This window comes from Pseudomonas sp. G3-39 (assembly GCF_054790485.1).
Window position 1 is genome coordinate 3,967,710 of sequence record NZ_CP186497.1, and the last position, 17,877, is coordinate 3,985,586.

19 protein-coding genes are annotated in these 17,877 nt (G+C 60.1%); 9 read left to right on the forward strand and 10 right to left on the reverse strand.

Annotation, left to right across the window (positions count from 1 at the left end):
• The first annotated feature begins 222 nt into the window (after window positions 1–222).
• Window positions 223–1,173, forward strand: a complete 951-nt coding sequence (locus tag ACOYXG_RS17715; RefSeq protein WP_096797765.1) for a glycosyl hydrolase family 5 — start codon at window positions 223–225, stop codon at window positions 1,171–1,173.
• Window positions 1,174–1,380: 207 nt separating this feature from the next.
• The gene (gene tal / locus ACOYXG_RS17720) at window positions 1,381–2,307 is read left to right on the forward strand and encodes a transaldolase (protein WP_096797766.1); all 927 of its coding nucleotides are present in this window, start codon (window positions 1,381–1,383) and stop codon (window positions 2,305–2,307) included.
• 215 nt (window positions 2,308–2,522) lie between these two features.
• Here the strand turns inward: tal and rssC are convergent, their stop codons facing one another.
• Window positions 2,523–3,005, reverse strand: a complete 483-nt coding sequence (rssC, locus tag ACOYXG_RS17725) for an anti-sigma factor antagonist RssC (RefSeq protein ID WP_003226553.1) — start codon at window positions 3,003–3,005, stop codon at window positions 2,523–2,525.
• Window positions 3,002–4,186: a two-component system response regulator RssB gene (gene rssB, locus ACOYXG_RS17730; protein WP_041074010.1), complete on the reverse strand. Its 1,185-nt coding sequence runs from the start codon at window positions 4,184–4,186 to the stop codon at window positions 3,002–3,004. The genes rssC and rssB overlap by 4 nt, the downstream gene beginning before the upstream one ends.
• A 274-nt stretch (window positions 4,187–4,460) precedes the next feature.
• Between rssB and ACOYXG_RS17735 the strand changes: the two genes are divergently transcribed.
• The gene (locus tag ACOYXG_RS17735) at window positions 4,461–4,760 is read left to right on the forward strand and encodes a PilZ domain-containing protein (protein ID WP_460353129.1); all 300 of its coding nucleotides are present in this window, start codon (window positions 4,461–4,463) and stop codon (window positions 4,758–4,760) included.
• 52 nt (window positions 4,761–4,812) lie between these two features.
• Here the strand turns inward: ACOYXG_RS17735 and ACOYXG_RS17740 are convergent, their stop codons facing one another.
• Window positions 4,813–5,502 (reverse strand): MlaA family lipoprotein, encoded by a 690-nt coding sequence (locus ACOYXG_RS17740; protein ID WP_115989289.1) that lies wholly within the window; start codon window positions 5,500–5,502, stop codon window positions 4,813–4,815.
• 196 nt (window positions 5,503–5,698) lie between these two features.
• On the opposite strand from ACOYXG_RS17740, the gene ACOYXG_RS17745 reads away from it, so the two are divergent.
• Both ACOYXG_RS17745 and ACOYXG_RS17750 read left to right on the forward strand, forming a co-directional pair.
• Window positions 5,699–6,319 (forward strand): HAD family phosphatase, encoded by a 621-nt coding sequence (locus tag ACOYXG_RS17745; protein WP_460353132.1) that lies wholly within the window; start codon window positions 5,699–5,701, stop codon window positions 6,317–6,319.
• A 109-nt stretch (window positions 6,320–6,428) separates the two neighbouring features.
• Window positions 6,429–6,692, forward strand: a complete 264-nt coding sequence (locus ACOYXG_RS17750) for a DUF4404 family protein (RefSeq protein ID WP_460353134.1) — start codon at window positions 6,429–6,431, stop codon at window positions 6,690–6,692.
• Between the two features lie 117 nt (window positions 6,693–6,809).
• Here ACOYXG_RS17750 and queF read toward each other — a convergent pair whose 3' ends face one another.
• Both queF and copI read right to left on the reverse strand, forming a co-directional pair.
• Window positions 6,810–7,640 carry an NADPH-dependent 7-cyano-7-deazaguanine reductase QueF gene (gene queF, locus ACOYXG_RS17755; protein WP_346651377.1) on the reverse strand — a complete coding sequence of 277 codons (831 nt, stop codon included), beginning with the start codon at window positions 7,638–7,640 and terminating at the stop codon, window positions 6,810–6,812.
• A gap of 61 nt (window positions 7,641–7,701) precedes the next feature.
• Window positions 7,702–8,235 (reverse strand): copper-resistant cuproprotein CopI, encoded by a 534-nt coding sequence (gene copI / locus ACOYXG_RS17760; protein WP_333989681.1) that lies wholly within the window; start codon window positions 8,233–8,235, stop codon window positions 7,702–7,704.
• 154 nt (window positions 8,236–8,389) lie between these two features.
• On the opposite strand from copI, the gene ACOYXG_RS17765 reads away from it, so the two are divergent.
• Both ACOYXG_RS17765 and ACOYXG_RS17770 read left to right on the forward strand, forming a co-directional pair.
• Window positions 8,390–9,070, forward strand: coding sequence for a heavy metal response regulator transcription factor (locus ACOYXG_RS17765; RefSeq protein WP_027611462.1), 681 nt, complete (start codon window positions 8,390–8,392; stop codon window positions 9,068–9,070).
• Window positions 9,070–10,419, forward strand: a complete 1,350-nt coding sequence (locus ACOYXG_RS17770; protein ID WP_460353137.1) for a heavy metal sensor histidine kinase — start codon at window positions 9,070–9,072, stop codon at window positions 10,417–10,419. Before ACOYXG_RS17765 ends, ACOYXG_RS17770 begins: the two co-directional genes overlap by 1 nt.
• Window positions 10,420–10,517: 98 nt before the next feature.
• Here the strand turns inward: ACOYXG_RS17770 and ACOYXG_RS17775 are convergent, their stop codons facing one another.
• From ACOYXG_RS17775 to ACOYXG_RS17785, 3 genes are all read right to left on the reverse strand, one after another.
• Window positions 10,518–11,762 (reverse strand): lipoprotein-releasing ABC transporter permease subunit, encoded by a 1,245-nt coding sequence (locus ACOYXG_RS17775; RefSeq protein WP_097088567.1) that lies wholly within the window; start codon window positions 11,760–11,762, stop codon window positions 10,518–10,520.
• Window positions 11,763–11,826: 64 nt separating this feature from the next.
• Window positions 11,827–12,510 (reverse strand): lipoprotein-releasing ABC transporter ATP-binding protein LolD, encoded by a 684-nt coding sequence (lolD, locus tag ACOYXG_RS17780; RefSeq protein ID WP_164747873.1) that lies wholly within the window; start codon window positions 12,508–12,510, stop codon window positions 11,827–11,829.
• Between the two features lie 7 nt (window positions 12,511–12,517).
• Window positions 12,518–13,768: a lipoprotein-releasing ABC transporter permease subunit gene (locus tag ACOYXG_RS17785; RefSeq protein WP_097088565.1), complete on the reverse strand. Its 1,251-nt coding sequence runs from the start codon at window positions 13,766–13,768 to the stop codon at window positions 12,518–12,520.
• A gap of 94 nt (window positions 13,769–13,862) precedes the next feature.
• Between ACOYXG_RS17785 and ACOYXG_RS17790 the strand changes: the two genes are divergently transcribed.
• Complete coding sequence (locus tag ACOYXG_RS17790) at window positions 13,863–14,444, forward strand: PilZ domain-containing protein (protein ID WP_460353141.1); 582 nt, start codon at window positions 13,863–13,865, stop codon at window positions 14,442–14,444.
• A 14-nt stretch (window positions 14,445–14,458) separates the two neighbouring features.
• On the forward strand, window positions 14,459–15,181 hold the full coding sequence (locus tag ACOYXG_RS17795) for a glycerophosphodiester phosphodiesterase (RefSeq protein ID WP_047600122.1): 723 nt from the start codon (window positions 14,459–14,461) through the stop codon (window positions 15,179–15,181).
• Window positions 15,182–15,223: 42 nt separating this feature from the next.
• Here the strand turns inward: ACOYXG_RS17795 and sthA are convergent, their stop codons facing one another.
• On the reverse strand, window positions 15,224–16,618 hold the full coding sequence (gene sthA, locus ACOYXG_RS17800; RefSeq protein ID WP_003226580.1) for a Si-specific NAD(P)(+) transhydrogenase: 1,395 nt from the start codon (window positions 16,616–16,618) through the stop codon (window positions 15,224–15,226).
• A 197-nt stretch (window positions 16,619–16,815) separates the two neighbouring features.
• Window positions 16,816–17,865 carry an FAD:protein FMN transferase gene (locus ACOYXG_RS17805; protein ID WP_333989684.1) on the reverse strand — a complete coding sequence of 350 codons (1,050 nt, stop codon included), beginning with the start codon at window positions 17,863–17,865 and terminating at the stop codon, window positions 16,816–16,818.
• Between the last annotated feature and the right edge of the window lie 12 nt (window positions 17,866–17,877).

Sequence of the window (17,877 nt, forward strand, 5' to 3'; positions counted from 1 at the left end):
TTCTGCACTCAGAAATAGATTCGCCCTGTTAGTACCAGCGTATTAAGTACCACAGGGTCAAAAGCCGCCAAAACACAATTAACGGACTAAAAATAACTGTGATTTTCAGGTCTGGTTTTCCTGACAAAAAATAACATTGGCGCACTTAGTGCGATTGTTAGTTTCGAAACAGTTATCTCGAGATACTTTTCGCCGTTGTCACTTCTCACCCGGAGAACCGACATGAAATCAGCCCATCTCAAACCCCTGAGCGCCCTGACCCTGTTACTGCTGGCGGCAACCGGCCAGAGCCAGGCCAATGAACTGTTCCCGGCATTGCCCGCCAATAAAACCATCGGGGTTCAGGTCAAAGTCCAGACCTTCTCCGCTGCCGACGCCGAGCGCGTCAAAGCCACCGGCTTCAGTTTCGTGCGTTTTGGCGTATGGACTGACAGCCTGCCCAGCGCGGCCTACCAGAAGCAGATCAGCGATGCCTTCGCCGTGGCCCGCGCGGCCGGTCTGCCGGTGCTGATGACCCTGCGCGCGACCAAGCCGTTACCGGCCAATGATCTGGCGAACGCTGGGGTCGCGTATGCCAACGCGCTGACCAGCCTGGCAGCGACCTATGGCTCACAACTGGTGGCGATCGAGCTATGGAATGAGCCGGACCTCGGCACCTACTGGCCGACCGGCAATTTCGACACGACCTTCGTGCCGTTCATGAGCGCAGCGTGCAAGACCCTGCAAGACAAACCCCAGACTGTCCCGGTGATCGGTTTTGGTTTTGCCCGGCCGCCCACCGCCGGCTCGGCGTCCACTGTGGCACTCAACCGAATCGTCAGTGAATACCCCAAATGCCTCAACGCGGTTTCCTACCATCCCTACGGCATGAGCGGCACGCAGATCAGCACCGCCCAGGCGTTTATCCAGCAGAACTTCCATCTGCCGGGGGTGATCAGCGAATGGGGCATCTCGGCGCTCGCCTCCAACGGCGGGATTGAGGGTCAGGCCAGCAAAATCAGCGCATTCGTCGCCGATATCAAAACCCGCAACATTGCCCTGACCTCGATTTACGAGTGGAAAAACAGCGACACCGGCAGCAATGACCGCGAGAAGAATTTCGGTCTGTTGACGTCCGATGGCCAGCCGAAACCGGCAGAAACTGCGGTCAAAACCCAGCTAAGCCAGCAATAACCTCCATCAATGTGCTCAAGGGGCGCTGGCCGTCAGTTGCTTTGAACCTGCGGCCGATTTTGGCATCGTATTCATCGATACCGCGCCCCACCGTTCAAACAGCCGTTCTCAGGTTGTTGCCCCCGGGGAACCCGTTGCGCCTTGATGCCCTTGAGTGGCTGTCAACGCTCGGGTAATGTCGTCAAACCCACAGGACAGAGCACACCCATGACTTCCAAGCTGGAACAACTCAAACAGATGACTACCGTAGTTGCCGATACCGGCGACTTCGAAGCGATCGCCCGGGTCAAGCCGGTCGACGCCACCACCAACCCTTCCCTGCTGCTCAAGGCAGCCGCCATCCCCGCCTACGCCGAGCTGCTGAACGACTGCGTCAGCGACTGCAAGGGCGACGTGGGTCTGGCCAGCGACCGTTTCGGCGTCGCCGTGGGCCAGGAAATCCTCAAAGTGATTCCGGGCCGCATTTCTACCGAAGTGGATGCGCGCCTGTCGTTCGACCAGGACGCCGTGCTCAAGCGTGCGCATCGCCTGATCGAGCTGTACGACAAGGCCGGCATCGGCCGTGACCGCGTGCTGATCAAGATCGCTTCGACCTGGGAAGGCATCCGCGCTGCGGAGATCCTCGAGAAGGAAGGCATCCAGACCAACCTGACCCTGCTGTTCTCCTTCGCTCAGGCTGCCGCTTGCGCTGACGCCGGGGTGTTCCTGATCTCGCCGTTCGTGGGCCGCATCTACGACTGGTACAAGAAGGCTAACGGCAACGACTACACCGGCGCCGATGATCCGGGCGTGCAGTCGGTGACCCGCATCTACAACTACTACAAGGCCAATGACTACAAGACCGTGGTCATGGGTGCCAGCTTCCGCAACCTGAGCCAGATCGAGCAACTGGCCGGCTGCGATCGCCTGACCATCAGCCCGGACCTGATCGACAAGCTCGCGGCAGACACCGGCAAACTGGAGCGCAAACTCGCCCCGGGCCACGCCGGCGAAGCGCGCCTGAGCCTCAACGAAGCGCAATTCCGCTGGCTGTCCAACGAAGACGCGATGGCTACCGAGAAACTGGCTGAGGGCATCCGTCAGTTTGCCCGTGACCAGGAGAAGCTCGAGGCGCTGCTGCAGGCCAAGCTGTGATCTGAGTCGCTGAAACGCAAAAAGGGCGAACCCAAACGGGTTCGCCCTTTTTTTGTGCCTGCTGGATTATTAGTGTTTTGACGAGAGCTATCGCGAGCAGGCTCACTCCTACAGTGGATCTGTGGATTACTCAAGATTATGCGTCGAATGAGAAACCCTGTAGGAGTGAGCCTGCTCGCGATAGGGCCAGCAGACCCTACCCACATTTCAGGCCATCAATGCCTTTCGAGGGCATTCACCAGATCATGAAAGGCTTCACGATTGGAGTCGTTCAGGCCCATGAGGATCTTGTGCGCTTCGAGCACCTTGATCCGCACCACTTCTTCGGACTGGTCCTGATCCGGCAGGTCATCCAGGCACTCGGGGCACGGCACCGGGTGGTTGACGATGTTGAACACCTGCTCGAAGCCCATCGACTGCAGCAGACGGGTGATGTCTTCGTGGGTGGTGACGACGGTCGGCAGCAGGCCGACCTTTTGCCGCGACAGGATCGACAGTTTGGCCAGCAGGCCGAGGGTGGTGCTGTCGATGCTGCGGGTTTCGGTCAAATCGATCACGATCGCGTTGAAATTCAACGCGGTGAAGATTTTCTCAATAGTCGCATCCAACGCCGAACACAGGGTCAGGCGAACTTCACCGACGAACTTCAGGACGAAGGTGCCGTCCTGCTCGGCGAACTGGATTCTACCGGTACTCATTGAAGGTTCCTGCTCAACACCAACAGGGCGATATCATCCGGCATCTCCCCTAGCGTGGCCAATCCAAACACTTGCCGCAGACCATCCAGGCTGCCGCCCGCCGACTTCACCCGTTGGGGCAAAGCGGCTTCTTTTTCCTTGAGCGTCGGTTCTGGCAACAGATCCAGAATGCCGTCGGACATCAGCGTCAGGCTGAACGTCGGAGGCAGCTCAAGCACGTGATCTTCGTAGGTGGCCTCATTGAACAGGCCCACCGGCAAACCGCGGCCTTCGAGGTAACGAACACTGTCAGGCGTGTACAACACAGGCAACGGCAGATGGCCGCCGATGCTATAGGTCAACAAACCGGTCTCCTCGTCGATGACTCCACCGACCATTGTGACGTGTTTGCCCAGCTTACAACTGATCAGCCCCCGGTTGATATGACCAAGGACTTCCGAAGGCTTGAATTCCGGCAACGTACCGTTGCGCTTGGACTCGAACAGCAGGCGCGTGGTCATGAACTTCAGCAGCACCGTGACGAACGCTGACGAGGCGCCATGGCCCGATACGTCGGCCAGGTAGAACGCCACCCGACGCTCGTCGACACGGAAGTAGTCGACAAAATCACCCGACAGATACAGCGACGGGATGATCTGGTGGGCAAACTGGAACTCGTCGATGCGCCACGGGCTTTCCGGCAGCATGTTCATCTGCACCTGGCGACCGGCGTTCTGGTCTTCCTGGAGCAGGTTCAGGCTGGCCTCGAGCTCGCGGTTGGCCTTCTCCAGCTTCTCGCGGTAGCGCTGGTTCTCCAGCAGCAGGCGCGCGCGATCCAGCGCGCGACGCACCGAATGCTCGAGCACGGCCAGGTCTTCGAGAGGCTTGATCAGGTAGTCCGCCGCACCCAGGCGCAGCGCCTCGACCGCGTCGTTCATCACGCCGGCACCCGAAACGACGATCATCGGCGTTTGCGGTGAGCGCTCGGTGACCTGACGGATAAGTTCGAGACCACCCATCTGCGGCATGCGCAGATCGCAGATGACCAAGTCGGGCTTGTCTTGCTCGAATACCTGAAGACCCTGCTGGCCGTTGCTGGCCTGCAGGACGCTGAAACCACTGTCTTCCAAATAGGCCGCGAGGCTCGCGCGCACTACTTCGTCATCATCGATTATCAGCAGCGTGGCACTGGTTTTTGGCATGTGGGCAAACGGCGCCAGAATTAGGTTGGCGTAGCAGGCGGGGCATCGGCCCGGCTCAGACTACTGGATTCGCTTTCTAGCCTCTCTGCTGCACCGCTTTCGAGCACTGAGCCGGAACGCGATTGCACCAGAGGTGCCCTTCTAAGGCGCAGACGGTACTCCCATCCGCGGGGCGTTTCAAGCATGCGCCGATGGTCGCTTGACGACTTTACTTGTCAAATCACCGAGAGTTATAAGAACAGCTCAAACCGTAACCCAATGGAAGGTCGAAGCCATGAGTCAAACCGGTCGGGACTACAGCGAAAAGCGCGATTTCATCCGCATGCGGGTCGATGCCGATGTGGTGCTGATTCATGAAGGCGATGAGATCGCCGGCGTGTGCATCGACCTCTCCAGCAGCGGCATGCAGGTCGAAGCGCCGCGCCAGTTCGCGGTTGGCGATCGTTTGAGCGTGCGCATCGATTCCGAGCATGCGGCGTTGAGCGGGCTGGAGGCGGAGACCGAAGTGGTCTGGGTCAAGGCTCAGGACGGCGATGGCCAGAAGCTCGGCCTGACCATTCTGCTGATGAAATAAGCGCACACAAAAAAGGCGGCCTCATGGGCCGCCTTCCTGTCATCGGTCGAAATTAAAAATCGTCTTCGACCTGACCATCCTTGACCTTGAACTCGCGGTTCTGCAGGTAGGCGTTGCGGATGAAGGTGTATTTGTCGCCGCTGATCAGCTTCTCGCTCGACAGCAGGCTGGCGCGGGTGTCGACGATGTTCAGGCCGAACACCGAGTTACGGACAGGCACGTCGTTGATGTAGCGGTACGGACCGGTGTAGCTGTCGACGTACTTGGACGGTGCATCACGCAGGGTGCTCGGGCCGAGCAACGGCAGCATCACGTAAGGGCCGCTGCTGACGCCCCAGTAACCGAGGGTCTGACCGAAGTCTTCGTCACTGCGATTCAGGCCCATTTTGGTACCGACATCGAAGAAGCCCAGCAGGCCGAAGGTGGTGTTGAAGATGATACGCGCGGTATCGACACCGGCTGCTGCCGGCTTGGCCTGCAGAATGTTGTTCGCCAGGTTGGTGACGTCACCGACGTTGCGGAACATGTTGTGGATGCCGTCTTCGAGGAACTGCGGCGTCACGAACTCATAACCCTGCGCCAGCGGCTTGAGCGCGTAGGTGTCGACGAAGTCGTTGAACTGGAAGATCGGGCGGTTGACGCTTTCCCAAGGGTCTTCTTCCGTTGCAGCGTTGGCGGCGAACGGAACCAGCAGGACGCTGGCACATACACATAGCTGAGCGAGAGGATTGCTCCAGCGCATAGAAAAACTCCTTGGATTTTTACTGGCGCGGGCCCCGGGCCCAGGCGTTAAGAGCGCTAGTATAAGCGCAAAAGCCGTTTTGGGCAGTCTGCCCGTGAAGAGTAATGCAGGACGTTTCCAGGGAGCGCCTTCACACACCTGTCATCCAACTGTCACCGATGTCGCCTAGCCTCATGCTTATTTCAGGGACGTTGCCATGACCCACGCTGAAGTCTTGCCTGTCGCCGCGCCCGGCCTGACCGCCGTGCTGTTCGGACTCAGTGGCTGTCTGGTGGATTTCGGCGCCCGTGCCCATCAACACGCCAGCGTACTGCCCGAGCACGCCGACGCCACACCCGGCGCTCTCGACAGCCTGCTCAGCCTGCAGCGCCAGCAGATTCCCTGTGCGTGGATCGACGAGCTGCCCCCTGCCCTCGCGCAACCCTTGGCGGCCTCTCTGCCGGCGTGGATCAAACCGACGCAATATTCAGCAACAATCAATCCATGGCCCGCACCGAACGCCTGCTGGCAGGCGCTGATGGTTTTGAACGTCAGCTGCCTGGATGGCTGCGTGCTGGTGAGCGGCGAGCCCCGGTTGCTGCAAGCGGGCCTCAACGCCGGGCTGTGGACCATCGGCCTGGCGTCCTGCGGCTCACTGTGCGGCCTGTCGCCGAGCGAGTGGCAAGCCTTGAGCCAACAGGAACGCGAACAGCGCCGCGGCAAGGCGACCCTGCAGTTGTTTAACCTGGGCGTGCATTCGGTGATCGATCATCTGGGCGAACTCGACACCTGCCTGGCCGACATCAACCTGCGCCGCCTCAAGGGCGAAAAGCCCTGACCGGGATCATGCAGGTTGCCGCAGAGTGGATTAATCTAAAGGTCAGCCATAGACCTTTGGCGCGCGGCTGCGGTCAATGCCAGTGCCTCTTGATAAAAGGAACCCCACCATGCCCGCCCAAGAACTGCAAAAACAACTCGACACCCTGCGCGAGCAACTGGAGCAGAATCCTCCGCTGTCCGAAGCCGAGCGTAAAGATCTGCATGCGCTGATGGCGCAGATCGAATCGGAAATCAAACTGGAGAACGCCACTCAGGATGCCAGCATCGCCGATGGCGTGAACCTGGCGGTGGACCGCTTTGAACTCGAACACCCAGCCATTGCCGGCACCCTGCGCAATATCGTCAATGCGCTGGGTAGCATGGGGATCTGATTTCCCTCCCCTGAAATGCAAAAAGCCCTGCCAGCGCTGGCAGGGCTTTTTCATTTCCACAATTTGAAACGCAGTCCAATGTGGGAGCGGGCTTGCTCGCTCCCACAATTCAGATGTTTATTGACGGACCAGACGATGGTTCGGCAGTTGTACCGCTTCAGTGCTGCGATACGGGTTGATATCCAGCCCACCCCGACGCACATAGCGCGCAAACACCGTGAGTTTCTCCGGCTTCAGCAAACGTTGCAGGTCGAGGAAAATCCGCTCCACGCACTGCTCGTGGAAGTCCGAGTGCTGGCGGAAGCTGACGATGTATTCCAGCAGACTGGCGTGATCCAGCGCCGCGCCACGATATTCCACCACCACGCTGCCCCAGTCCGGCTGACTGGTCACCGGGCAGTTGGATTTGAGCAGATGGCTATGCACGCTCTCTTCGACAATCTTCGAATCATCGCAACGCAGCAGTTCCGGACGCGGATGCTCATAGTTGCTGACGCTGATGTCCAGATCGTCGATGCACACGCCCGGCAACGCCAACACGCCTTCGGCTTCGACGTCCTTCAGACTGCGTACCCGTACGCCGACCGGTTTGCCGGCAGCGGCCGACAGGTCCTTGACCAGCGTCGCTTCGAGGCTGGCGATATCGGCAAACGGCGTCTGATTCAGCGAATTCAGGTACAACTTGAACGACTTCGATTCGATGATGTTCGGCGAATCCGCCGGAATGCTGAATTCACCGATTGCCACCACCGGCTTGCCCGACGGCAACAGCCACGACAGTTCGAAGCAATTCCAGAAATCCACGCCTTTATACGGCAGGGTTTCGGCGGTCAGGCCCAGCTCGGCCCATTTCGCGGTGCGCGGAATCGGGAACAGCAGGGACGGCGTGTACGTGGCGATGTATTCGCTGGATTTGCCCAGCGGCGAATGTTCGGCTGCGGGATGCATGGCGGAAACCTGACTGAAGAATCAGCGGATTCTATCAGCCTTTGCGCCCGCCTTTGAGTGCTTACTGACTGACAGTCAGTTTGCCGACCATGCCCGCCTGGTAGTGACCGGGAATATTGCAGGCAAATTCCAGGCTGCTGGCCTTGCTGAAGGTCCAGGTCAGCTCGGCGGTCTTGCCCGGCTCGACCAGCACGCTATTGGGGTCGTCGTGCTTCATGCCGTGGCCCATGCTGCCGTGATCCATACCCGCCATGTCGTGGGACATTTCTTTCATGCCGGTAGGCGTGAGCATGCCGCTTTGCTGCATCTGCAACATTTCCTGCTGGTGCTGGGCATGCATCGCCGCGTCACCGAGGTTGAATTCGTGCAGCAACTGGCCTTTATTCACCAGCACAAAGCGAACCGTCTCACCGGCCTTGACCTGAATCGCCTTGGGATCGAACGACATGTCGTTCAGTACAACTTCAATGCTGCGAGTAGCCTTGGCTGCTGGTGCCGGTTGGCCGAAATCATAGCTGTGCGCGGGTGCGGCCCAGACAGGTGAACTCAGCGCCAGCACACAGGCGGCGACGGTCAGAGGGTTGCGCAAAAACATAGTCATACTCCAACAAGATAAGGTTCAGCCTGTGGGAAACTCTAGCCCGCCTGCGCTGGCAGCTACCTGACAGGCAGATTACAACTTTGTCAGGTTGGCGTGCGTCGCCTGCTCCCACGGTATAACGCTTTTGTTCCTACAACCCGAGTCGCCCATGAAACTGCTGATCGTCGAAGACCAACCGAAAACCGGCCACTACCTGCGCCAGGGCCTGACCGAGGCCGGTTTCAACACAGAACTGGTGGCCGACGGCGTCAGCGGTCAGCAACTGGCGTTGAGCGGAGATTATGCGCTGTTGATTCTCGACGTGATGCTGCCCGGGCGCAGTGGCTGGCAGATTCTGCAGGCGGTGCGTAGTGCCGGCCTCGACACGCCAGTGCTGTTTCTGACCGCCAAAGATGCAGTCGAAGATCGGGTTCACGGCCTCGAACTCGGCGCCGACGATTATCTGGTCAAACCGTTCGCCTTTTCCGAATTGCTGGCCCGGGTGCGCAGCCTGCTGCGCCGGGGCAGCGCCCTGCCCCAGGAAACCAGTCTGCAACTGGCCGACCTGCGTCTGGACCTGATTCGCCGTCGGGTCGAACGCAGTGGCCAGCGCATCGACCTCACCGCCAAGGAATTCGCCCTGCTGGAAATGCTTCTGCGCCGTCAGGGTGAAGTGCTGCCGAAATCGCTGATTGCCTCGCAAGTCTGGGACATGAACTTCGACAGCGACACCAACGTGATCGAAGTGGCGATCCGTCGCCTGCGCCTGAAGATCGACGATGACTTCCCCAACAAACTGATCCACACCGTGCGCGGCATGGGTTACGTGCTTGAAGAGCGTCCGGCCTGATGCGTCGCCTGTCGCTGACTTCTCGTCTGGCGCTGCTCTTTGCCGCCTGCACCGCCGTGGTCTCGCTATTCGCCGGGGTGCTGTTCAGCCGCGCCAGCGAGGCGCACTTCATTGAGCTCGATCAGCAATTGCTGGACGGCAAGCTGATCGGTTTGCGCCGTGCCTTGCAGGATGTGCAACCCGTTCAGCGTGAGGCGCGGCTGGCGGATGAGCTGAGCCGTCAGGCCGATCTGGCGCTGCGTATTACCGGCAGTGACGGCCAGCGCTGGTACGACAGCTCGATCAATTTACCGCAGGACTTGCCGCAACAGCCGGGCCTGTCGACCATCAGCCATGACGGCGCCGACTACCGCGTGCTCAACGCCCCGCTCTACCCTGACAAAACCGACTCGCCACAGCTCACTCTGCTGCTGGACATCACCCATCACCAGCACTTCCTGCAACGCATGCAGCATCTGATCTGGCTGACCGTCGGCTTGTCGGCCCTGGCCACCGCGCTGCTCGGCGCGTGGGCCGCGCGCAGCGGTTTGCGTCCGTTGCGCCGTATGAGCGCAGTCGCCCGTGGGATTTCTGCACATTCGCTCAACGCCCGACTGCCGGAAGCGCAAATGCCGCCAGAACTTGCAGAAATGGCCCACAGCTTCAACGCCATGCTCGGACGCCTCGACGACTCGTTTCAACGGCTGTCGGCGTTCTCTGCCGACATCGCCCATGAACTGCGCACTCCGCTGTCGAACCTGCTGACCCACACCCAGGTCACCCTCACCCGCCCGCGACCGATCGAGGATTACCGCGAAGCCCTGCACAGCAACCTCGAAGAACTGCAATGGATGGCCCAACTGGTCAACGACATGCTTTATCTGGCCAAGGCTGACCACGGTTTGCTGATGCCCAAGCGTGAGGTGCTGGAGCTGGCGGATGAGAGCGATGTATTGCTGGAGTTTTTTGCGCCACTGGCCGAGGACGCCGGGGTGACGCTGAGCCGCGAAGGTCATGCGCGTATAGAAGGCGATCGCAGCATGCTGCGCCGGGCCTTGTCGAATCTGCTGGATAACGCGCTGCGCTTCACCCCGGCGTCAGGCAGCGTGCGCCTGTCCATCGTCGATCAACCGCACATAGCGCAGGTGTCGGTGGAGAACAGTGGCGAAGGCATTTCGGCAGAGTTGTTGCCACGGCTGTTTGACCGGTTTTATCGAGCAGATCCGGCGCGGCAGGAAGGCAGCAGTGAACATGCGGGGCTGGGGCTGGCGATTACCCAATCGATCGTCCGCGCCCATGGTGGGCAGATTCATTGCGAATCGGCTGCGGGGTGGACGCGGTTTGTGATCGAGTTGCCCAAAGGAGAATGAGGTCGATAGGACCGGCCCCTTCGCGAGCAGGCTCGCTCCCACAATTGGAATGCATTTCCCTGTGGGAGCGAGCCTGCTCGCGAAGACGGTATTGGCGCTTACGAATATCTCAGCGCATGCGCCGGCTCGATCTTCGCCGCCCGCAACGCCGGGTACACCGTCGCCAGGAAGCTCAGAACAAACCCCGCCGAGCAGATCAACAGCACATCCCCGCCCTGCAATTCCGAAGGCAGGTTGCTGACGAAGTACACGTCGGAACTGAAGATATGCTGCCCGGTAACGCGCTCGACCCAGCCGACCATCTCGCTGACATTCAGTGCCGCGATCACGCCGAGCACGCCACCAATCAGTGTGCCGACAATGCCGATCACCGTGCCCTGCACCATGAAGATCGCCATGATCTGCCGGGGCGTGGCGCCGATGGTGCGCAGGATCGCGATGTCCGCGCCCTTGTCGTTAACCACCATGATCAGCGTGGCGATGATGTTGAACGCCGCCACCGCAACGATCATCAGCAACAGCAGGCCGATCATGGTTTTTTCCATTTTCATCGCGCTGAACAGGCTGCCCTGGGTGTGAGTCCAGTCGTCAGCCTTGAACTCGGCACCGAGGCCTGCGGCGATGTCCGAGGAGACTTTCGGCGCGGCGTACAGATCCTTCACCGCCAGGCGCACGCTCTGCACTTGATTCGGCTGCCAGTGCTGCATGGTCGCGGCATCGGCCACGTGGATCAGCCCCATCGAGCCGTCCAGTTCAGCGCCGACCTTGAACACACCGACCACGTTCAGGCGCTGCATGCGCGGGGTAATGCCACCCGGTGCGGTGCTGACTTCCGGCACGATCAGAGTGATCTTGTCGCCGACGTTGAGGCGGAAGCGGCGCGCGGTGATTTCACCGATCACTACACCGAACTCGCCCGGTTTCAGGTCATCGAGACGTCCCTGCACAATGTGCTGGGCCACGATCGACACCTTGCCTTCCTGGGCCGGATCGACGCCGCTGATCTGAATCGGCTGCATCAAACCCTTGTAGGACAGCATGCCTTCCATCTCGGTGAACGGCACGGCGGCGGTCACTTCAGGATTTTTCAGCGCGGTGGCGGCTACCGGCTGCCAGTCATCGATCGGCTTGACGCCAACGATGGTCGCGTGCGGCACCATGCCGAGGATGCGCGAGCTCATTTCACGCTGGAAGCCGTTCATCACCGACAGCACCACGATCATCGCCAGCACGCCGAGGGCGAGCCCGATCATCGAAGTCATCGAGATGAACGAAACAAAGCGATTGCGGCGCTTGGCGCGGGTATAGCGCGTGCCGATAAAGATCGATAACGGTCTGAACATTCGCTGGGGCACCGTATAAAAATAAAAGACCCGATGCCTTACACAGGCACCGGGTTTCGGTCGGTCAGATGGCGGTCAGGCAACCTTCTTGCAACTGCAGGACGCGGTCCATCTGGCGGGCCAGGTTCATGTCGTGAGTCACCACCAGGAACGCCGTGCGCATCGAAGTGCTGAGTTCCAGCATCAAGTCCTGGATGCCTTCGGCGGTGTGCGAATCAAGGTTGCCGGTTGGCTCGTCGAGCATCACCAGGCCTGGATTGTTCACCAGCGCCCGGGCGATAGCCACACGCTGGCGCTCGCCACCGGACAGCTCGGCCGGTTTGTGCTCCAGACGATGGCCCAGCCCCACGCGCTCCAGCAACGCGGTAGCACGCTGACGTGCTTCCGGGATCGCGGTCTTGCCGATCAGCAGCGGCATGCAGACGTTTTCCAGCGCGGTGAATTCCGGCAGCAAGTGGTGGAACTGGTACACGAACCCCAAGGCACGGTTACGCAGCAGGCCACGCTTCTTCTCGCTCAGCGCCGACAGTTCTTCGCCGTCGAGCCAGACGCTGCCTTCAGTCGGCGTGTCGAGACCGCCCAGCAGGTTGAGCAAGGTACTTTTGCCGGAACCGGACTTGCCGACGATCGCCACACGCTCGCCCGGGTGCAACTCCAGTTGCAGACCGGCCAACACTTGCACCGACTCCGGGCCTTCCTCGTAGGATTTGCCCAGGTTGCGGCAGCTCAAGATTGCTTTATCACTCATGCCCGACTCACTCATAACGTAGCGCCTCCGCCGGCTGGGTGCGCGCAGCACGCCAGGCGGGATACAGGGTGGCGAGGAAACTCAGGACCAACGCAGCGGCGCAGACCATGACCACGTCCTGGCTCTGCACCTGCGACGGCAGGTAATCGATGAAATACACATCGGCGTTGAGGAACTTGTGGCCGATCAGCCCTTCGAGGGCGGAAATCGCCGCACTGACGTTGAGCGCAGCGAAGATCCCGACCACGGCACCAATCGCCGTACCGACCACGCCGATCACGGTGCCCTGCACCATGAACGTGCGCATGATCGTCCCCGGCGTGGCGCCGAGGGTACGCAGAATGGCGATGTCGCTCTTCTTGTCATTTACCACCATCACCAGCGTGGAAATGATGTTGAACGCAGCCACCGCGACGATCAGCAGCAATAGCAGACCGATCATGGCTTTTTCCATGCGGATCGCCTGATACAGGTTGCCGTGGGTGCGGGTCCAGTCGCGGGCGAAGTAATGGTCTTCGCCCAACTGCTGGGCGATGGTCCAGGCCACGCGCGGCGCCTGGAACAGATCATCGAACTTCAACCGGATGCCCTGCACCTGATCAGGTTTCCAGCGGTGCATCTTCGCCAGATCCTGCAGGTTGGTGACGCCCAGATAGCCGTCCAGCTCACCGGCGCCGACATGGAAGATGCCGACCACGGTAAAGCGCTTCATGCGCGGGAACATCCCGGCCGGGGTCACGCTGACCTCCGGCGCGACGAAGGTGACTTTGTCACCGAGGCCCACGCCGAGCTTGGTCGCAGCCTTGTCGCCGATGACGATGCCGAAGCTGCCCGGCGTCAGGTCGTCGAGTTTGCCCTGCTTCATGAAGTTGTCGATGATCGACACATTGCGCTCGAGCGCGGGGTCGATGGCGTTGAGCAACACCTTGGATACCTGACCGTTGTTGGTCAGCAAACCCTGCATCTGGGTGAACGGCGCAACCGCCGTCACCTCAGGGTTGCGTTTGACCTTGGCGGCCAGGCTCTGCCAATCGTTGATCGGTTCGCCGGTTTCAAGAGTCGCGTGGGGCACCATGCCCAGCACGCGGGTGCGCATCTCATGATCGAAGCCGTTCATCACCGAAAGCACCACGATCATCACGATCACGCCGAGGGCGAGCCCGATCATCGAAGTCAGGGAAATGAATGACACAAAATGATTGCGACGCTTTGCACGGGTATAACGCGTGCCGATAAATACGAAGAGAGGTCTGAACATGTCGGGGCTTGTTCGGAGGGAAAAGGAACGTCCTTGTGGCGGGGGTCGATAACCAGCTTTACACTCAGACCACCGCCGCTACCATGGGTTCGCCATGTCGACATTAGATGAAGAAGATCGCCGCGAATACTACCGTATCGAGGACATGATCGCACTGGAAATTCGGCCCCTGTCCGCTCCCGAAGCCGCAGGCCAGGAAGTGTTGCAGGATGCTTCCCCGCTGTTCAACCTGCTCAGCGAACTGCACCTGAGCGAATTCGAGTCGCAGCACCTGTTACGCCAGATCAGCGAGCGCGACCGGGCGATCGCCGCGTTTCTCAAATCCCAGAACAAACGCGTCGACCTGCTCAGCCAGGTGGTCGCCCTGACCGTGCTCGGCCATATCGGCGAGCCGCAACCGGTGATCATCTCCGAAGGCGGGATCGACTTTCAGCACCCGACCGCGCTGGCCACTGGCGCACACCTGTCGGTCAAACTGGTGCTGATGCCGCAGGCATTGGGCCTGCTGCTGCGCGCCCGCGTCACCCATTGCGACCGCAAGGGCGACGGCTACGACGTCGGCACCGAGTTCGAACACTTGACCGACGCCCAGCGCCAGTTGCTCGCCCGCTATATCTTGCAGAAACAGGCCCAGGAACGACGCCTGGCCCGTGAACAGAACGAATCAGGCATTTAAATTAAGGAAGCACCGTGACCCTCATCTACGGCCACCGCGGCGCCAAGGGCGAAGCACCGGAAAATACCCTGACCAGTTTTCAGGAATGTCTCAAGCACGGCGTGCGCCGTTGCGAACTGGATCTGCACCTGTCCAAGGACGGCGAGCTGATGGTGATCCACGACCCGACCCTCAAGCGCACCACCGACCGGCGCGGCAAGGTGGTCGAACACACCGCCGCTGAACTGGTGACCTACGACGCGCGCAAGGGCGGCCCGGGCTGGATCAAACCGTGCCCGATTCCGACCCTGGAAGAATTGTTCGAGCAGTGTGATTTCGAGCACTGGCAACTGGAAGTCAAAAGCGCTTCACGCACCCGCGCCGCGACTACCGTACTGGCGATTCGCGAAATGGCTCAGCGTCATGGCTTGCTGGACAAGGTCACCATCACTTCGAGCTCACGGGAAGTGCTGAAAGCGGCGCTGGACCTGGTGCCGGACGTATCGCGTGGACTGGTCGCCGAATACGCCTGGCTCGACCCGCTAAAGGTCGCGGCCAGCTATGGCTGTGAGATTCTGGCTTTGAACTGGACGCTGTGTACGCCGGAACGCCTGCAGAAGGCGCAGCGTCAGGGGCTGCATGTCTCGGTGTGGACCGTCAACGAGCCTGCGCTGATGCGCAGACTCGCCGACTTCGGCGTTGACAGCCTGATTACAGACTTTCCCGGTTTGGCCACTGCCACCCTTGAGAATTGCTGAAATCGGTCTCCCCGGCCGGCTCAGGCCACCGGCCGGAGCCCGTCAAAAAAGCCGGTTGAGGCCGTCGTACGCTGCTACCCGATAGGCTTCGGCCATGGTCGGGTAGTTGAACGTGGTGTTGACGAAATACTTCAGGGTGTTCAACTCGCCCGGCTGGCTCATAATCGCCTGACCGATGTGCACGATCTCCGACGCCTGATAACCGAAGCAGTGGACGCCCAGCACTTCCAGGGTTTCACGGTGGAACAGGATCTTCAGCATGCCTTGCGGCTCGCCGGCGATCTGCGCACGCGCCATGCTCTTGAAGAACGCCTTGCCGACTTCGTACGGCACCTTGGCCTGGGTCAGCTCCTGCTCGTTCTTGCCGATCGAGCTGATCTCCGGAATGGTGTAGATACCGGTCGGCACGTCATTCACAAAGCGCCAGCTACCGTTATCAACGATGCTGCCAGCAGCCGAACGACCCTGGTCGTGGGCGGCACTGGCCAGGCTCGGCCAGCCGATCACGTCGCCGGCGCCGTAGATGTTCGGCACGCAGGTGCGGTAAGCCTCGTCGACTTCGATCTGGCCACGGCTGTTGACCTTGACCCCGATGTTTTCCAGACCGAGCTGGTCGGTGTTACCGGTACGGCCGTTGCACCAGAGCAAGGCATCGGCCTTGATCTTCTTGCCGGACTTCAGGTGCAGGATAACCCCGTTATCGACGCCTTCAACACGATCGTAATCTTCGTTGTGGCGCACGGTGATGTTGTTGTTGCTGAAGTGATAGCTCAACGCCTGGGAAATTTCCGAGTCGAGGAAGCTCAGCAACTGACCACGGTTGTCCACAAGTTCAACCAATACACCCAGACCGCTGAAGATCGAAGCGTATTCACAGCCGATCACGCCGGCGCCGTAAACGATCAGTTTGCGCGGGGTGTGGCCGAGGCTGAGGATGGTATCGCTATCGTAGATACGCGGGTGATTGAAATCGATGTCCGCCGGACGATACGGGCGCGAACCGGTGGCGATGATGATGTGCTTGGCCACCAGCTTCTCGACAACACCGTTGGCGCAGACCACTTCGATGGTTTGCTCGTCGGCGAAGCTGCCGGTGCCGAAGAACACGTCGACGCGGTTACGGGCGTAGTAGCCAGTGCGCGAAGCGACTTGTTTGGAGATAACCTTTTCAGCGCTTTTCAACACGTCCGGGAAGGAGAACCAGCGCGGCTCGCCGATCGCCCGGAACATCGGGTTGGTGTTGAACTGCATGATCTGCCGCACCGAGTGACGCAGGGCCTTGGACGGGATGGTACCGAGGTGGGTGCAGTTACCGCCGACCTGGCGACGGCTGTCGACCATCGCCACCTTGCGCCCTGCTTTGGCGGCGTTCATTGCCGCGCCTTCTCCCGCTGGGCCGGAACCCAACACCACCACGTCGTAGTTGTAGACAGCCATGCGTACTCCTCAGAACAGGCCGCGGTGCCAGCAGCACCTGCGGCTAAATCACGCCGAATCGTGGCGCGAAGGAACAATTGGGGGTCAGTAAAGAACCCGGACACAGTCTATAGAAGCGTCAACGCCGCGCACATTAACCCTTGGTCGCGTCGTAGGCTACTTTTGCCTGCACTACAACGCCAGCTTTCGTACTGTTTTCAGTCAACTTTTGCGCCACTGAGGCGTTCGAAAGCTGCACTGGTGCGGATAACAAAACCTGTATCGGCACGAATCACGAAGAATGCACCAATGTCGTGTTTTTCGGCATAGTCCCAAGCCCTTTCAGGCCCGAGAATCAGCAACAGCGTCGATAGTCCATCGGCCATCAACGCTGAAGGATGAATTACCGTGACTGACGCCAGGCTGTGTAGGACCGGCGCCCCGCTCCGCGCATCGAAGGTGTGGGAATAACGCCGGCCACCTTGCAGGAAATAGTTACGGTAATCACCGGAGGTGGAAACCCCGTAGCCGTCGACCTGAATGATCCGTTCGGCCACCTGTTGATCGTCTCGCGGCTCTTCCAGCGCAATACGCCAGGATGAGCCATCAAGCTTCTTGCCCTTGGCCTTTAGCTCACCGGTGGCTTCGGCGAGATAGTCATGGATGCCCATCGACTCGAGCCTGGCGGCGATGGTGTCGACCGCGTAACCGGCGGCGATGCTGTTGAAGTCGACTTCGACAGCGGCGTCCTTGCACAAGCGGTCGCCGTCGATATGCAAATGGCGGTAGCCGACTCGCTGCAGGGTTTCGGCCAGCGCGGCGGAGTCGGGGACTGTCTCTTCACGCCCTTGCGGGCCGAACCCCCACAGGTTCATCAGCGGTTCGACAGTCAGGTCGTAGGAACCTTCGCTTTGCTCCGACAGCTGCTCGCCGACACGGACCAATTCGAGCACGGCAGCCGGCATGGTCTGACAGCTGTTCGCTGGCAAGGCATTGAAACGTTCGATGTCGGAGTCATTGCGATAGGTCGACATCTGCCGATCTACTTTCGCGAGGATAGCCTCCACTTCCCGGCGAACTTGCGCCGGTTCGGCAATACCCGAGTGCCGCACGTACTTGATCGAATACGTGCTGCCCATGGTCGGCCCCCCAAAGCTTTCCATGGACTCACCGTTGCCACAGGCAGCGAGGACAACCGTCACACTCACAAGCCAAACCCACCGTCCAGTGAACAATTCTTCATCTCCCCATAAAAGCGCGCCGGCCATTATGGATCAAAG